The sequence below is a fragment of the Sphingorhabdus lacus genome (assembly GCF_009768975.1).
Taxonomy (GTDB): domain Bacteria; phylum Pseudomonadota; class Alphaproteobacteria; order Sphingomonadales; family Sphingomonadaceae; genus Sphingorhabdus_B; species Sphingorhabdus_B lacus.
In genome coordinates this window covers 830,476-847,469 of sequence record NZ_CP035733.1, presented here as the reverse complement: position 1 = coordinate 847,469, position 16,994 = coordinate 830,476, and the positions used below count along the sequence as shown (strand labels likewise).

The window sequence follows — 16,994 nt, the reverse complement described above, 5'->3', positions numbered from 1 at the left end:
TTCGTTTGCAGTTTCTGCTTCGCTTAGAAGTTGGCTTCAAGACCAAAGAAGAAGTTACGGCCGAAGCTGTCGAACGGATCACCGCCGGCGGTGCCAAGCAGGCCGAGTGGTGGCTGACGGTCGAGAAGATTGTTGACGCCTGCGTAGAAGCGGAAGTCTGTATTGATATCAAATCCGACGCGGATATCGTGATACAATACATCGGGGAAGAATATCTGCGGGAACTGGTCAGCATTTTGGGGAGCTAGGAGAACGATATTCCCCACGACCGGATCGCAGGTGCCTCCGTTTAACCCTGTTTGGCCCCGGAAAGCGCCAGCCAGCGGGCATTGACCCAAGAAATTATTCTGTGCCTCAAAAGTACCAATGGTCTGCTTCCCGATATATCGCGCGGCATAGAGTATATCGAAGTCGCCAAAATCATAGTTGAATGAAAAGCTGGCCGACCAGGCAGGGTCACCCAATTCACTCAATTGCCGGTTAGGCGCAGCAGGGTTGGTTGGGTCCGTAAAATTGTTAAGCGCCAAAACCTTGGTTGCGATGAGCCGGGTAGTCATGCGGTGCCCATTATCGAATGATTTGCGGTAAGCCAGATCGAAATCTATCCCCTTTGTCTTCTGGGCCGCAAAGTTAATCCCGCCCGAAATGACTGCGGGTTCGACAAACAATCCCGTTGCCGGATCGCGCGAGACCGTGGCGCAGAACGGATTATTGATACCAGTTGCATTGCTGTAGCAAAGGTTGATGATCTGCTGTGCACCGAGAGCAGCAATCAGATCTTCCACCTTGATCCGGTAAAAGTCGACTGTCAGGCTTAAGCCGGGCACGAAGCTTGGTTCAACCACTACGCCCAACGTCAAGCTCTTGCCCTTTTCTTCGATTAGGGTGGGATTGCCGCCGGAAAGGAAACCGGTGGAAGACGTACGCGCAGTGCAGTTCACGAACGGTGCCCCCAAAGCCACAGGAAAGGCGGTGCTGGCACAGGCGGCTACCAACGCGGCATTCGCGGTCACCGGTACGCCGTCTGCCGCGCAATTGGCGGCTGTAATGCTGCCCGGAGCGGGCAGGTCACAGGGATCGGCAATCTGTGCGAAGTTTTCAGATGCCGTCGCAAACAAATCGCCTTGGGTCGGCGCACGCACCGAGGTCGCATAGGCCGCACGCAGCCGTATATCGTCTATGGGTGCATAGACACCCTGGATATTATAGGCATAAACCGTCCCTGTTGCGGTATTATAATCGGAGATACGGCCAGCAAGATTTACCGATAGTTCCTTGGCAAAAGGTGCGTCTTTCAGCAGCGGTATTTGTAGTTCGCCATACACCTCTTTGACAGTCAGCGCAGGGGGGCGAAAATCCTGCAACGCATTCAGGAAGGTCGCGCCGCTGGAAGTGACATCGTCGAAATCAACAACAGCTTTTTCTTTTCGATATTCAGCACCTAGCGCGAAGGAAACGGGACCCCCGGGCAATTCAAATATCTGGGACAAATCACCGCCGATGAAGGCGGAAGCGACGAACTGGCTTGCAAATTCGTCTGTACGACCTTCGGTGTTTACAAAATCCAAAGCCCTTGGATCGGCATTGCCTTGGCCGAAAATGTTGATGGGAACACATGCTTGATTGACATTTGTTACCGCGTTCATGGCGCAGATAACTTTTTGTCCGGCACTGTTCAGGACAAAGTTTGATCCGGTGAATGAAGCGGGGGCCAATACCGCCTGCACAGCCTGATTAAACCCATCAAGGTCATTTCCATCTTGGGTCAGCAAAAGCAGATTGTTTGTATTGAAGCCGACAGCTTCAAACCGACCATAGTTAAGCGCAACCTCATATTTCCAATCGTCGTTAAAGCTGCCTTCAACGCCACCTACAAAGCGAAAGGTTTCGCGCGTCCCCTCAAAACTCCGGCCTCCTAAATCGATATTGAACCTCGACAGCGGTAATACGGCATTCGGGTCAAACACGCGGTTTCCGGCAGCATCCAGAACAAATCCAGTAGCAGCTCCAGCTGCATTTCGTGTCTTTGCGGCGCACGCCGTTCCGGCACTTGTCAGGCTGCTGTCGCCGTTGACAAGAAGATTGCGGTTTTGATCTGACAAAAAGGCGTTGTTGCACCGGAGTGCTTGTCCGCCAAGCGTTGACGGAATGCTGTTAAAGAAGCTCGGTTGCCCTTCGCCCGCAACATCGACGCGGACATATTTCCCTTCAAAGAAGGGCTTAAAAGCTTCAGAAAAGTCATAATGAGCGAGAACATTGAACGCGTAACGATTAACGGAAGAGAGCAGGCTGCCGGTATTCCGCAACGTAGAACCAAGTCCGCCTTGCACATTTCCTGAGCCAAAGGCTGCGAAGTTTTGGGTTGGTGTATCCACAACCAAGTCGCCCGCGTCATTGAACCGAAGGAACCGCCCTCCGGTCAATGCACCCACCGTGCCAGCATCCGATATAGCCGCGTTACGGATTCCGCACAGGAAACTGTTATCAGGAATACCGTCTGTCGCGCTAAACCCGACTTCACCGCCTGCAGCGCCTTGGATGTCAGTCAACTGGAACTGGCACCGGCCGCTTGCCGCGCCGGTCAAGCTGTCACGGTCACGCAAAAGAAGTGGCTCTTGCCGTGAATACTCGGCGGATATCGCAAAGTTACCGCGACCATCGCTGAAATTTTGCCCGGCGAGTATGCTTGCGAAATAGTTTCCACGATCACCACGCGAAGAGATGCCACCCTGGGCACGCAGCGCAATCCCCTCATAATCGCGCTTCATGATAAAATTGACGACACCTGCGACCGCATCGGAGCCATAGACTGCAGAATTACCGCCGGTAACGATGTCGATACGATCTACCAGGTCAGTTGGAACGGTGTTGACGTCAAACCCATTGTCGCCCGGCGTGGAAGTTACGTGGCGACGACCATTGACCAATACGAGTGTACGGTCGGTTCCCAATCCGCGCAAGTCGAGTAGGCTAAGTCCTGCGGTCCCAATGAAGCGGCTCGAATTTCCCGAACTAAAGGTGGAACGGAGCGAAGGCAGGTCATTCAGCGCATCGCCAAGTGAAACTTCGCCCGTGCCTGTGAGATCCTCTACCGTAACCGAAGTTAAGGGAACAGCCGATTGCAGTGTAGGACGCGCAATACGTGTTCCTGTAACCAAAATGGGCTCGTCTGTGGTTTCTTCCGCACCCGCTTCCGTTTCACTTTGCGTTGAAACTTCTGCACTTTCCGGTTGATCAACCTCTTGTGCAAAAGAGGGTAGGGCGCCGAAAAGCGTAAAACTGAGCGCGGACCCTGTAACAAATAGGCGTGACTTTTTCATTTCTTATGCTCCCTGACCGACATTAGACTATATCGTTGGATATATCTAAAGTTATAGTTTGAGGAAGTGCAAGAGATATTTTGCCAAACGAAAGCCTATTGATTCAGCTTTCTAGGAAGCAAGGGAGCCCAAACGCCACATCCAGAATCAAAAAGGGCGCCCCGAGAGGCGCCCTTTCCGTTTGCAGTTTCTGCTACGCTTAGAAGTTGGCTTCAAGACCGAAGAAGAAGTTACGGCCAAAGCTGTCGAACGGATCACCACCGGCGGTACCAAGCAGGCCGAGTGGCGGTTGCTTGTCGAGGAGGTTGTTGACGCCTGCGTAGAAGCGGAAGTCATTACCTACGTCGAAGCCCAGACGGATGTCGTGGTACAGAACATCAGGATAGTTCTTTTGAGGGAACTGGTCGGCGTTCTGAGGTGCCAACTGGACGATGTTGCCCAGAACTGGATCGCAGGTTCCGCCATTCAGACCGGTCTGTCCACGGAAAGTACCCGCCAATGGGCACTGACCGAAGTAGTTGTTCTGCGCTTCATAAGCACCGATGGTCTGCTTGCCGATGTAACGTGCGGCATACAGGATGTCGAAGTCACCAAAGTCGTAGCTCAGCGAGAAGCTAGCCGACCATGCAGGGTCGCCCAGTTCGCTCAACTGACGGTTCGGGTTCGCAGGGTTGGTCGGGTCGGTGAAGTTATTCAGCGACAATACCTTGGTAGCGATCAAGCGTGCGGCCAGACGATCGCCATTGTCGAAGGTCTTCCGATAGGCGAGGTCGAAGTCGATACCCTTGGTCTTCTGTGCTGCGAAGTTCACGCCGCCCGAGATAACGGCAGGTTCAGCAAACAGGCCGGTTGCAGGGTCACGCGATACAGTGGCGCAGAACGGGTTGTTGATGCCGCCAGCGTTGGTGTAGCAGAGGTTGATGATCTGCTGCGCGCCCAATGCGGCGATCAGGTCTTCCACCTTGATGCGGTAGAAGTCGACCGTCAGGCTGAGGCCAGGAACGAAGCTTGGCTCAACAACAACGCCCAAGGTCAAGCTCTTGCCCTTTTCTTCGATCAGGGTGGGGTTACCGCCCGAAAGGAAGCCGGTCGAAGCGGTACGTGCCGTACAGTTGATGAACGGTGCGCCCAAAGCGACAGGGAAGGCCGTGCTTGCGCATGCAGCAACCAATGCCGCGTTAGCGGTCGTTGGAACGCCGGCAGCAACGCAGTTTGTGGCTGCTGTGCTTCCGGGTGCCGGCAAATCGCAAGGGTCAGCGATGAAGGCAAAGTTTTCCGACGCGGTCGAGAACAGGTCGCCCTGTGTCGGTGCACGTACCGAAGTTGCATAGGCTGCACGGAAACGGATGTCTTCGATCGGTGCGTAAACGCCCTGGATGTTGTAGGCGTAAACGGTACCCGTCGAATTGTTATAGTCGGATACACGACCTGCGAGGTTGACCGACAGTTCCTTGGCGAAAGGCATATCCTTAAGCAGCGGGATCTGAAGTTCGCCGTACAGTTCCTTGACGGTCAATGCGGGCGGACGGAAATCCTGAAGTGCGTTCAAGAAGGTCGCGCCGCTCGATGTCAGATCGTCATAATCGATCGAAGCCTTTTCCTTGCGGTATTCAGCGCCGATAGCGAATGCGATTGGACCGCCGGGCAGTTCAAAGATCTGCGACAGGTCGCCGCCGACAAATGCGGATGCGACAAACTGGCTTGCGAATTCGTCGGTCCGGCCTTCGGTGTTGATGAAGTCCAGAGCGCGCGGATCAGCATTACCCTGACCAAATACGTTGATCGGAACGCAAGCCTGGTTGACGTTCGTTACTGCGTTCATGGCGCAGATAACGCGCTGACCAGCGCTGTTCAAAACAAAGTTTGTGCCGGTGAACGACGCAGGAGCAATAACTGCCTGAACAGCTTGGTTGAAGCCGTCATAATCGCTGCCGTCTTCTGTGAACAGGATCAGGTTGTTGGTGTTGAAGCCCTTGGCTTTGAAACGGCCGTAGTTGATGGCCAGTTCATATTTCCAATCTTCATTGAAGTTACCTTCAATGCCGCCAACAACGCGGTAGGTTTCACGTGTACCTTCGAAACGACGACCGCCGAAGTCGATGTTGAAACGTGCCAGCGGGAATGTTCCGGTCGCAGGCGTTGCGCACAGGCCAACGCTTTGCAAGGTTGCAAGGTTTGCGGCCGTCAAGAAGCCGTTATTGCAGCGGAAAGGTTCGCCGCCCAGAGTTCCGGGAACGCTGGTGAAGAAGCTTGGCTGGCCTTCGCCCGATACGTCGGTGCGGACATATTTGGCTTCGATGAACGGCTTGAATGCGTCGGACACGTCATAATGTGCCAGAACGTTGAACGCATAACGGTCAACAGCAGCAAGCAAGCTGCCGGTGTTACGCAGGGTCGAACCGAAGCCGCCCTGGCTGTTGCCCGAACCTACGCTCGCGAAGTTCTGCGTCGGGGTGTCGATGAAGAGGTTGCCGGCGTCGTCGAAACGCAGGAAGCGTCCGCCGCTAAGGCCACCGATCGTACCGGCGTCGGAAATCGTGCTGTTGCGGATGCCGCACAGGAACGAGTTGTCGGGAATACCGTCGGTTGCGCTGAAGCCGACTTCGCCGCCTGCTGCACCCTGTGCGTCGGTAAGCTGGAACTGGCAACGGCCGCTTGCGGCACCGGTCAGGGCGTCACGATCGCGGAAGTACAGAGGTTGCTGACGGGTATATTCTGCGGAAACGGCAACGTTACCACGGCCATCAGCGAAATTTTCACCGGCGAGAATGCTGGCGAAATAGGTACCACGGTCACCGCGCGACGAAATGCCGCCCTGTGCACGGGCAACGATACCGTCATAGTCGCGCTTCATGATGAAGTTGACAACACCGGCCACAGCGTCGGAACCGTAAATAGCCGAGTTACCGCCGGTGACGATGTCGATACGGTCAACCAGATCGGTTGGGATCGTGTTGACGTCGAAGCCGTTGTCGCCTGGTGTCGAGGTGACGTGACGACGACCGTTTACGAGAACCAGCGTACGGTCCGTACCCAGACCGCGAAGGTCGAGAAGGCTAAGACCGGCGGTGCCGATGAAGCGGCTCGAGTTACCCGAGCTGAAGGTTGAACGCAGCGAAGGAAGATCGTTCAACGCGTCACCCAGCGAAACTTCGCCGGTGCCGGTCAGATCTTCAACGGTAACCGAAGTCAGCGGAACGGCGGACTGCAGGGTAGGGCGCGCAATACGCGAACCGGTAACCAGAATAGGTTGCGACGGGCCTTCTTCTTCGGCTTCGTCTTCACTTTCTGCTGCAGCTTCATCGCTTTGCGAATCCTGCGCGAACGACGGCATGGCCGCGAACAACGCAAGGCTGATTGCCGAACCCGCAATCATCAGGCGTGACTTCTTCATATATATAGCTCCCCAGCTAGTTTGTTCATTTAGAATTAATGCGCCGGTTAAGCGCACGGACTTTAGATGCGCAAGAGGTAAGGAAGCATATTTTGCATTTTTGGAATTTTGTTGCCGCATTGCAACAATGTCACAGAAGCGCCAGCATTCGATATACGCAATTATTAAGCCAAATATTGCAGTTCAATGTAATATAGTTGCACTCTTCCTGAGTAATTTGTCGCTTAAGTTCCACTAACGGCGTAATCCAGCCGTTGTCGATTTTATACAATTTTAGAAGCTGTGATTGGTAAACCACACTGTTTCGAGGGGCGGGAGCAGCGCTTTTGCACGTGAATAGCGCTTCGATCGATCGAAGTGATTCGCGCTTCGTCCGACCTGCAATGTGCGAAATGTTGCAGTGCAGGATAAACTAGTGCTACGGGGTCAAAGACTATCCCGAAAGGAACACAGTTCATGGCACGCGCAGCCAGCAAAAATGGTGACGGCCCGGTCATCATCAAAAAATATGCCAACCGGCGGCTTTATAATACGCAGTCATCCAAATATATTACGTTGGATTTCCTGGCCGATCTGACGCGAAAAGAAATCGATTTCAAGGTTCTGGACGCGAAGACTAATGAAGATATCACCCATGGCGTTCTGACCCAGATCATCATGGAGGAAGAGAATAGTGGCCAGCAAATGTTGCCGGTCGGCTTCCTTCGGCAGTTGATCGCAATGTATGGGGATTCGATGCAGGGGATGGTCCCCCAGTTCCTCGAAAGCTCGATGGACAATTTCCGCAAGAACCAGAAACAGGTTCAGGAAGTCATCGAAACCGCCATCACGTCGGGCCCGTTTGGGCATATCGCAAAGCAGAATATCGAATTCATGCGGTCTGCGCGGGAGGCGTTGATGCCTAACCTCGCCGGTAAAAAACCGGAAAAGGCGGAAAGCATTGATGATCTGAAAAAGCAGATGGCCGACCTTCAGGCAAAGATCGACAAACTGTCGGCTGACTAATATTATAATCTATAACATATATCGCGGATAAGAACTTGATAAAGCATGCATTAAATGTCACCCGGACCCAGAATTTTGCGGGCTGGTACCAGGAGGTTATTTCCGAAGGCGATCTCGCCGAGGAATCAGGTGTCCGCGGATGCATGGTCATACGTCCTTGGGGTTACGGCATTTGGGAGCGCATCCAGAAACTGATGGATGCCGAAATCAAGGCTGCAGGCGTCGATAACTGCTATTTCCCGTTGTTTATTCCCTTGTCTTTCTTTGAAAAAGAAGCCGACCATGTGGACGGCTTTGCCAAGGAAATGGCGGTTGTTACCCATCATCGGCTAGTGGGTGACGGCAAGGGGAAGCTGATCCCGGATCCTGAATCCAAGCTGGAAGAGCCGTTGGTCGTGCGCCCGACATCGGAAACGGTAATCGGTGCCGCCATGAGCCGTTGGGTTCAAAGCTGGCGCGATTTGCCTTTGATGGTCAACCAATGGGCCAACGTGGTGCGCTGGGAAATGCGTACGCGCATGTTTTTGCGTACGAGCGAGTTCCTGTGGCAGGAAGGGCACACGGCCCATGTCGACAGGGAAGATGCGCTCAAGGAAACCATGCGCGCACTCGAAATGTACCGTGCTTTTGCGGAAGGTCCGCTCGCGATGCCGGTCGTTGCCGGTGAAAAGCCGGAAAATGAACGTTTCCCGGGTGCTGTAGCGACCTATTCCATCGAAGCGATGATGCAGGACGGCAAAGCCCTGCAAGCTGGAACGTCGCATTATCTCGGCACCGGTTTTGCGGAGTCTTCTGGGATCCGGTATCAGGACAAAGAGGGCAGTCAGCAATACGCACACACCACCAGCTGGGGCGTATCGACGCGTTTGATTGGCGGGGTCATCATGACCCATGGCGACGATGACGGCTTGCGCTGCCCGCCCCAGATTGCACCGCACCAAATTATCATCATTCCGATGCTGCGCGACAATGACGATGACGAGGTGGTTTTAGAATATTGCCGCACCCTGCGTACCGAATTGCTGGCGCTTTCGGCGTTCGGTGAGCCTCTTCGTGTATTGCTCGACACCAAAGCGACAAAGGCGTCTAACAAACGCTGGTCCTGGGTCAAAAAGGGTGCACCGATCATTGTCGAAGTCGGCCCCCGGGATGTTTCCGAAGGGAAAGCTGCCGTTTTACGGCGTGACCGTTTGTACAAGGACGATGGCAAGCTCGCCACAGCCTTCACGCCACGAGCCGAATTCGTCAGCGGCGCTGTTGCAATGATCGAAGATATCCAGGCGACACTTTATGCAGAAGCGAAGGCCCGCATGGACGCGAATATCCGCCGCGATGTGACGGACCTTGCGACCCATTTTGCGGGTGACGAAGCAGGCTTTGCAGGCTGGGTCGAAGTGCAATGGGCACGTCCTACGGGTGCTGCTCTCGATAAGATTGTCGAGCAGTTGAAGGCCCTGAAACTGACCATGCGCAACAGTCCGCTTGAAGCCGCTGCCGTGGATGGAGCTTGTTTCTTTACCGGAGAGCCTGCGGTCGAGCGGATATTGATCGGGCGGACTTATTAGGGGTTCGCACAAAGACACAAAGGCACAAAGAGGGTAGAATGGAGATTGAACATATCTGCTCTATCATCGTGGATGCGGCCTTCAAGATTCACAAAGATATCGGATCGGGGTTGCTTGAAAGTGCCTATGAGGTGATCTTGGCAGCCAAGTTGCAAAGCAAAGGGCTTACAGTGGATCGGCAAGTGCCGATCGATATTGAATATGATGCTATTCGACTACCTTCGGCATTCCGGGTAGATTTACTTGTTGAAAAACGTATCATCCTTGAAATCAAATCGGTCGGGAAGACGCTACCGGTCCATGCGAAGCAAGTCATAACCTATCTACGCCTCACCAATTTGACCCACGGGTTTGTCCTCAATTTTGGCACATCACTGTTCAAGGATGGAATAAAACGCTTGTTAAATGACCGCCCGTCTTCTGTGTCTTCGTGTCTTCGTGCGAACCAAAATTGTCTCGGCGCGACATGACAAAAAAACACCCTGTTGGTCTCCCTAACCGCGAACAAATTCTCCAGTTTATCCAGACGTCCAATGAACCCGCCGGAAAGCGCGAAATTGCGCGTGAATTCGGGTTGCGTGGGAATGAGAAGATAGCGCTCAAGGCACTGCTGAAAGATATGACCGATGAGGGGCTGATCGACATGGCTCCCGGTCGCGCATTTCATAAGATGGGCGGCGTTCCCAAGGTTACGGTTCTCAAAATCGTCGGCATTGATGGCAACCAGCCTGTTGCTGTTCCCGAACATTGGGAAGCGGAAGGCATCCCGATCCCCAAAATCCGTGTTGTAGAGGCCAAGGGAAAGCGCGGGGCGCTTGGAATAGGCGACCGTATCCTGGCCCGCACCGAAGAGCGCGGCAATGGCTGGACGGCGCATGTCATGAAAAAGCTCGCCAAGGGAAGCGAGCAGATATTGGGCGTGGTCGAAGGCGGCGACAATGGACGCTTCTGGCTGAAATCCGTCGACAAGAAGGCGCGTTTCGACACGCCCATTGGTGACGTAGGCGACGCAAAGGCAGGCGATCTGGTCTTGGCGGAACTAACCGGCAACGCACAACGCAAGTCGGCGCGGGTGACCCAAGTGCTCGGTGATCCTTTTGCGCCGAAAAGCTTCAGCCTGATTGCGATCCACAAATATGGCATTCCTTTTGAAATGCCGGAAAATGCGGAAGTGGAGGCCGCTTTGGTCAGCCGCTTGCCGGTCACTGCCGACCATCGCGAAGATTTGCGGCATTTGCCGATCATTGCGATCGACCCACGCGATGCCCGTGATTTCGATGATGCCATTTGGGCAGCGCCCAATGCGGAGACGGGTGGCTTTGATGCGATCGTCGCCATTGCCGATGTCAGCTATTATGTCCGCCCTGGCAGCGCGCTCGACCGCGAAGCCGTGAAGCGCGGCAATAGTGTTTACTTCCCGGACCTCGTGGTCCCGATGCTCCCCCACGCCTTGTCCTCCGACAAATGCTCTTTGCGCGCTGGCGAGGATCGGGCGGTCATTGCCTGCCATCTGGCGATCGGCAAGTCCGGACAAGTGACGTCATGGCGTTTCGCCCGCGCTGTGGCCCGGATTTCCGCCAATATTCCCTATCCCGACGCGCAGGCTGCGATTGACGGAAAGATGGAAAGTCCCCTGCTGGAGACCGCGCTCAAGCCGCTTTGGGCGTGCTGGCGGTTGCTGGCGCGGGCAAGGAGCAAGCGCGCGCCGCTGGAACTGAACTTGCCAGAAAAGCGGATCACATTGGACGAGCAGGGGCGTGTCACGGGCGTTGCGGAGCGTGAACAACTGGAAGCACACCGGCTGGTCGAGGATTTCATGATTGCCGCAAATGTCGCGGCTGCAAAAGCCCTGGAGGCAAAGAAATCGCCGCTCATCTACCGCGCGCACGAACCACCGAGCCGAGAAAAGCTGGTCGCTCTGAAGGAATATCTGCAGACCTTCGACATTGATTTCGCGTTGGGCCAAGTCATCAAGCCCGAGACATTCAATACGATCCTGAGCAAGGTCATTGACGAAGAAATCCGTCCGCAAATCATGGAAGCTGTGCTTAGGAGCCAGACCCAGGCTTATTATGGCCCCACAAATGTCGGCCATTTCGGACTATCGCTGGGCAGTTACGCCCACTTTACCTCGCCCATTCGTCGCTATGCCGACCTGATCGTCCACCGCGCACTTGTCAGCGCCTATGGCCTGGAAATGCCGAAGCCGAAGCTGAATGATGTGGAGCCGATGACTGGCCTGACCGAGGTTGCTGTCGCAAAGCTCGCCGCCACGGCCGAAGCAATCAGCCGCACCGAACGCCGCGCCATGGAAGCGGAGCGCGAGACGACCGACCGCTACATCGCCGTCTATCTGTCGGCGCATGTCGGAGAAATCGTGCAAGCGCGCATTACTGGCGTGCAGAATTTCGGATTTTTCGCTACAGTTGAAGGGGTTGGCGGCGATGGCTTGGTGCCTGTGTCAACTCTCGGGAAAGACTATTTCCATTATGACGAAGCAAGCCAGACGCTGATCGGCGAAAAGACGCGGCAGGAATTCCGGCCTGGTATGCGGCTCGAACTCAGGTTGGCAGAGGCCAATCCCGTGTCGGGGTCGTTGCGCTTCGAATTACCCGATGGCGCAACATATCCATCAGACCGGCCAAAGCATAAGCATAAGGCGGGCAAGTTTGACGTCGGCAAGCGCGGGCGACCGAAAAATATCCGGCATCAGGGAAAACGACGCTAAATAGGCCGACCTCAGCTCAATTCGTCGAGCGCCTCATCGCTCAAGGACCCCGGAATCACCATGACGGGGCAGGGAAGCGTCCCCGCATTTATCCCGGTAAAGTGCGCAATCAGCGGTCCCGGCGCACCCTGCGCAGCTGCGCCAAGTACCAGCGCGGCGATTTCAGGCTGTTCCGCCAACATCACTTTGACGACTTCAATCGCATCGCCTGATTTAACGGTAATGGCAGGCCGAACGCCCATTTCTTCGAAAATAGATCCCGCAGCGCCCGTCACCAACTCTTCGGCCCGAACCCGGGCTTCTTCTTCCATTGTAGCTTGAACGCCGCCCCAGGCGACGAAATCGGCCTGTTCGACCAATGCCAATATGTGCACGGCGCCGTCGGTCTTTGCCGCACGGCGCGAAGCAAAACGTAAGGCCAGCCTGGCTTCTTCCGTTTCGTCTATAACAACCAGATAAGTCCGCATGTGCTCCCCCAGACCGGTCTCTTATGGTCCGGCCATTATGAATTCGTATAGCCTGCGCGATATTTGCAGCCTTGGCAACCTTATCGCGCTTGACGCTGGGGAAAGCTTGGCTATTCGATGAACGGAAATCTTGTCCCAGAAAAGGCCTTTAGGATGCCCATCGAACTCAAAATGCCCGCGTTGTCCCCGACCATGGAGGAGGGCACGCTCGCAAAGTGGCTGGTGAAGGAGGGGGATAGCGTGTCTTCCGGCGATTTACTCGCCGAGATCGAGACCGACAAGGCCACCATGGAATTTGAAGCCGTGGATGAAGGGGTTATCACCAAATTGCTCGTTGCCGAGGGTACGGATGGCGTAAAAGTGGGCACGGTGATCGCCATGATCGCCGGCGATGATGACGACGCGGCCCCCGCGCCCAAGGCAGCGCCCGCCGCGCCAAAGGTCGAAGCCGCCGCACCACCGCCTCCTCCGCCTCCAGCAGCCGTTCCGGTAATAGCAGCACCTGCACCGGTGGCGTCATCGAGCGACGAACGCGTCAAGGCCAGCCCGCTCGCCCGCCGCATCGCCGCCGAAAGGTCGGTTGACCTGTCACAGCTTTCCGGCACCGGCCCCAATGGCCGTATCGTCAAATATGATGTCGAGGCCGCCATGGGTGGCGCACCGGCTGCGCCCGCAACCGCTTCGGCAGCTCCACAAGCGGCAGCTGCGCCTAAACCGGCTCCTGTCGCGGCAATTGAAACCGATATCCCGCACGAGGTCGTCAAACTCAGCAATATGCGCAAGACCATTGCGCGTCGCCTGACCGAGAGCAAACAGCAGGTTCCGCACATCTACCTGACGGTCGATGTCCGGCTCGACGCCTTGCTGAAGCTGCGTTCCGAACTGAATGCCAGCCTTGAAAGCCGCGGTGTGAAGCTTTCGGTCAACGATATGCTGGTCAAGGCACTGGCCCTGTCGCTGATTCAGGTTCCCAAATGCAATGTCAGCTTCGCCGGCGACACCATGCTGCAATATAGCCGCGCCGATATCAGCGTCGCCGTATCGGTGCCCACAGGCCTGATCACGCCCATCGTGAAGGGCGCAGATGGCAAGACTTTGTCGGCCATTTCGACCGAAATTGGCGAGTTGGCGGGCAGGGCAAAGGAAGGCAAGCTTCAGCCCCATGAATATCAGGGCGGCACGGCCTCCATCTCCAACATGGGCATGATGGGCATCAAGCAATTCGAAGCCGTCATCAACCCGCCGCAGGGCATGATCCTAGCCATTGGGGCAGGTGAAAAGCGCCCCTATATCGTCGATGACGCCCTCGCGATCGCTACGGTCATGAGCGCAACCGGCTCGTTCGACCACCGCGCTATCGACGGTGCGGATGGGGCTGAATTGATGAAGGTGTTCAAGGAATTGGTAGAGAAGCCATTGGGGCTAGTTGCCTGATCGTACCGTCGAATAGCGACGGAATTCGTTCGAAATCTGGAGTAAATCTGTGAGCAATTACGACCTTATCGTCCTCGGTTCCGGCCCCGGCGGCTATGTGGCCGCTATCCGTGCCGCACAGCTTGGTCTGAAGACAGCGATTGTCGAGCGTGAAAATCTGGGCGGGATTTGTCTCAATTGGGGATGCATTCCCACCAAGGCATTGCTGCGGTCGGCGGAAATCTACCATTATATGCAGCATGCGGGTGATTATGGCCTGACGGCGGCGAATATCAGCGCGGATATCGATGCGGTTGTGAAGCGTTCGCGCGGTGTAGCCAAGCAACTCAATCAGGGCGTCACGCATCTGATGAAAAAGAACAAGATTTCCGTACATATGGGCGACGGCAAACTGACCGCGCCGGGTAAGCTGAGCGTGACCAAAGACGGCAAGGTGGAAGAACTCACCGCCAAGAATATCATCATCGCCACCGGTGCACGCGCACGCGACTTGCCCTTTGCGCCTGCCGACGGAAAGCGCATCTGGACCTATCGCCATGCTATGGTGCCGCCGGCAATGCCGAAGAAGCTGCTGGTTATAGGTTCCGGCGCCATCGGCATCGAATTTGCGAGCTTCTATAATGACATGGGCGCCGAGGTGACCGTTGTCGAAATGATGGACCGCATTGTTCCCGTTGAAGACGCCGATGTCTCAACTTTCCTTGAAAAGTCTCTGAAAAAGCAGGGAATGACGATCATGACCGGTGCAGGTGTCGAAAGCCTGAAGGCGACGGCTACCGGCGTGTCTGCCGCGATCAAGGGCAAGGACGGCGCGATCGTGAATGGCGAATACTCACATTGTATCGTCGCCATCGGCATTGTCCCCAATACCGAGAATATTGGTCTCGAAACGCTGGGCATCACAACCACCAAGGGGCATATCGATACCGATCCCATGTGCCGCACCAATGTTCCCGGCGTCTGGGCGATCGGCGATGTGACCGCGCCGCCTTGGTTGGCGCATAAGGCCAGCCATGAAGGCGTTATCGCCGTCGAAGCCATTGCCGGAGGGCATCCGCATGCCATGGACCCGAAAAACATCCCGGGCTGCACCTATTGCCACCCGCAGATTGCCAGCGTTGGCTTGACCGAAGCCAAGGCCAAGGAAGCCGGCTATGACGTGAAGGTCGGCAACTTCCCCTTCATCGGCAATGGCAAAGCCATCGCGCTGGGTGAAGCAGAGGGCTTCATCAAGACCGTTTTCGACGCCAAGACCGGCGAATTGCTGGGGGCCCATATGGTCGGCGCGGAAGTGACCGAGCTGATCCAGGGCTATACCATCGGCAAAACAGCTGAACTGGTCGAAGCCGACTTCATGCACACCGTCTTCCCCCATCCGACTTTGAGCGAGATGATGCACGAAAGCGTGCTGGGGGCCTATGGCAAGATGTTGCATATGTGATGGCCAAGGGCACGCAGGATTTCACGCCCGATCCACGCAATGAGCGGATTCTGATCAACGTCAACGGCGTGCTTACCCCGCGTGCACAGGCCGTTGTCTCGGTATTCGACAGCGGTTTCATGCTGGGCGATGGCGTGTGGGAAGGTATCCGCGTCTACAAGGGGCGGATGGCATTTCTGAAAGAGCATCTCGACCGGCTTTGGGAAGGGGCAAAGGCGATCGCGATGGATATCGGGATCAGCCGTGATGAAATGATCCAACGCCTTGAGGCTACGGTCGCGGCAAATGCCATGGACGCGTGCCATATTCGCCTGATGGTCACACGCGGCGTCCGTTCCACACCCTATCAGGACCCGCGCGTCGTGGTCAGCCCGGCCACCATCGTCATCATTGCCGAGCATAAAGAACCCCATGCCGAAGTCATCGAGAAGGGCATCAGCCTGTTCACCGTACACGTTCGTCGGGGCGGTCCTGCGGTTCAGGACCCGAAGCTGAATTCCCACAGCAAGTTGAACTGCATCACCGCCTGTATCCAGGCGACCGAGGCGGGTGCAAATGAAGGCTTGATGCTCGATCCGCACGGTTTTGTCGCCACCTGCAATTCGACGCATTTCTTCATCGTGCGAAAAGGCGAAGTCTGGACCTCCACCGGTGATTATTGCCTTGGCGGAATTACGCGCGGCAACGTAATCAAAATCTGCCGAGAGCAGGGCATTCCGGTGTTCGAAAAGAATTTCTCGCTGACCGAAGTCTATAGCGCCGAGGAAGCCTTTGTGACCGGAACATTTGCCGGGGTTTGTCCTGTACATACAATCGACGGCCGCAAGATAAGCGAGAGCAGGGGCCCGATGGTCGAACGGCTGCAGTCGCTTTATAAAACGCTGGTGGAACGGGACATCGCCGGATGAGTGTCCGTATTGCGATGTGGTCCGGCCCGCGCAATATTTCCACCGCGATGATGCGAAGCTTTTCCGCGCGCAGTGACTGCCATGTCACGGACGAGCCCTTTTATGGTGCCTATCTGAAGACCACGGGCGAACCGCATGCGATGGCCGCCGAGATCATGTCGGATATGGATGTCGACTGGCAATCCGTTGCCGCCACCATGCGCGGACCAATTCCCGATGAAAAGACGCTTTGGTACCAGAAACATATGTCGCACCATATGGAAGGGCCGATCAGCGTTGATGATTTTCCGGACCATAGCCATGTATTTCTTGTACGCGACCCCGACCTGATGGTCGCGAGTTACCGGCAGAAGAATGATCTTCGGGATGCCAAGCAGTTGGGTTTTGAGCGTCTGGTCGAATATCATGGTCGTGTATCCGAAAAGATGGGCCGCCCGGCTCCGGTCGTTGACAGCAACCGCTTGCTTGCCAACCCCGAGCGCGGGTTGCGCGCTTTGTGTCAGGCGATTGGCATCGTCTGGGACCCTGCAATGCTGAGTTGGCAAAAGGGGCCGCATCCCTCCGACGGTATCTGGGCGTCACACTGGTATAATGCTGTCTGGAACAGCACCGGCTTTGGAAAACCTACAGCGCCGTCGGAATTGACCTTGCACGAACAGCAAATCGCCGATGAGTGCCGCCCGCATTATGATGATCTGACGCGGTATTGTATAAACGAGAAATTCTTCTGAT

11 protein-coding genes are annotated in these 16,994 nt (G+C 55.6%); 8 read left to right on the top strand and 3 right to left on the bottom strand.

Translation table 11 applies throughout. The features are described 5' to 3' along the window. Positions 1-23 precede the first annotated feature (23 nt). On the bottom strand, positions 24-3,320 hold the full coding sequence (locus EUU25_RS03915) for a TonB-dependent receptor domain-containing protein (RefSeq protein ID WP_158898472.1): 3,297 nt from the start codon (positions 3,318-3,320) through the stop codon (positions 24-26). 199 nt (positions 3,321-3,519) lie between these two features. After that, entirely contained in the window at positions 3,520-6,714 is a 3,195-nt protein-coding gene (locus tag EUU25_RS03910; RefSeq protein ID WP_158898470.1) for a TonB-dependent receptor domain-containing protein, read from the bottom strand. A gap of 456 nt (positions 6,715-7,170) precedes the next feature. On the opposite strand from EUU25_RS03910, the gene phaR reads away from it, so the two are divergent. From phaR to rnr, 4 genes are read left to right on the top strand one after another with little or no spacing between them, the layout of a single operon-like run. Further along, complete coding sequence (gene phaR, locus EUU25_RS03905) at positions 7,171-7,719, top strand: polyhydroxyalkanoate synthesis repressor PhaR (RefSeq protein ID WP_158898468.1); 549 nt, start codon at positions 7,171-7,173, stop codon at positions 7,717-7,719. Between the two features lie 35 nt (positions 7,720-7,754). Next, a complete protein-coding gene (proS, locus tag EUU25_RS03900) occupies positions 7,755-9,284 on the top strand; it encodes a proline--tRNA ligase (protein ID WP_246162895.1) in 1,530 nt (509 codons plus the stop codon). 38 nt (positions 9,285-9,322) lie between these two features. Beyond that, the gene (locus EUU25_RS03895) at positions 9,323-9,754 is read left to right on the top strand and encodes a GxxExxY protein (protein ID WP_158898466.1); all 432 of its coding nucleotides are present in this window, start codon (positions 9,323-9,325) and stop codon (positions 9,752-9,754) included. Then, positions 9,751-12,012 carry a ribonuclease R gene (gene rnr / locus EUU25_RS03890; protein WP_158898464.1) on the top strand — a complete coding sequence of 754 codons (2,262 nt, stop codon included), beginning with the start codon at positions 9,751-9,753 and terminating at the stop codon, positions 12,010-12,012. The genes EUU25_RS03895 and rnr overlap by 4 nt, the downstream gene beginning before the upstream one ends. 11 nt (positions 12,013-12,023) lie before the next feature. On the opposite strand, the gene EUU25_RS03885 is transcribed toward rnr, so the two are convergent. Next, complete coding sequence (locus EUU25_RS03885) at positions 12,024-12,479, bottom strand: universal stress protein (protein WP_158898462.1); 456 nt, start codon at positions 12,477-12,479, stop codon at positions 12,024-12,026. A 153-nt stretch (positions 12,480-12,632) separates the two neighbouring features. On the opposite strand from EUU25_RS03885, the gene EUU25_RS03880 reads away from it, so the two are divergent. Genes EUU25_RS03880 through EUU25_RS03865 form a run of 4 tightly spaced genes read left to right on the top strand, consistent with a single transcriptional unit; the run spans position 12,633 to position 16,993 of the window. Next, a complete protein-coding gene (locus tag EUU25_RS03880) occupies positions 12,633-13,913 on the top strand; it encodes a pyruvate dehydrogenase complex dihydrolipoamide acetyltransferase (protein WP_158898460.1) in 1,281 nt (426 codons plus the stop codon). Positions 13,914-13,962: 49 nt separating this feature from the next. Then, on the top strand, positions 13,963-15,354 hold the full coding sequence (lpdA, locus tag EUU25_RS03875) for a dihydrolipoyl dehydrogenase (RefSeq protein ID WP_158898458.1): 1,392 nt from the start codon (positions 13,963-13,965) through the stop codon (positions 15,352-15,354). Beyond that, complete coding sequence (locus EUU25_RS03870) at positions 15,354-16,262, top strand: aminotransferase class IV (protein ID WP_158898456.1); 909 nt, start codon at positions 15,354-15,356, stop codon at positions 16,260-16,262. The genes lpdA and EUU25_RS03870 overlap by 1 nt, the downstream gene beginning before the upstream one ends. Further along, complete coding sequence (locus EUU25_RS03865; RefSeq protein ID WP_158898454.1) at positions 16,259-16,993, top strand: sulfotransferase-like domain-containing protein; 735 nt, start codon at positions 16,259-16,261, stop codon at positions 16,991-16,993. The genes EUU25_RS03870 and EUU25_RS03865 overlap by 4 nt, the downstream gene beginning before the upstream one ends. Position 16,994 lies beyond the last annotated feature (1 nt).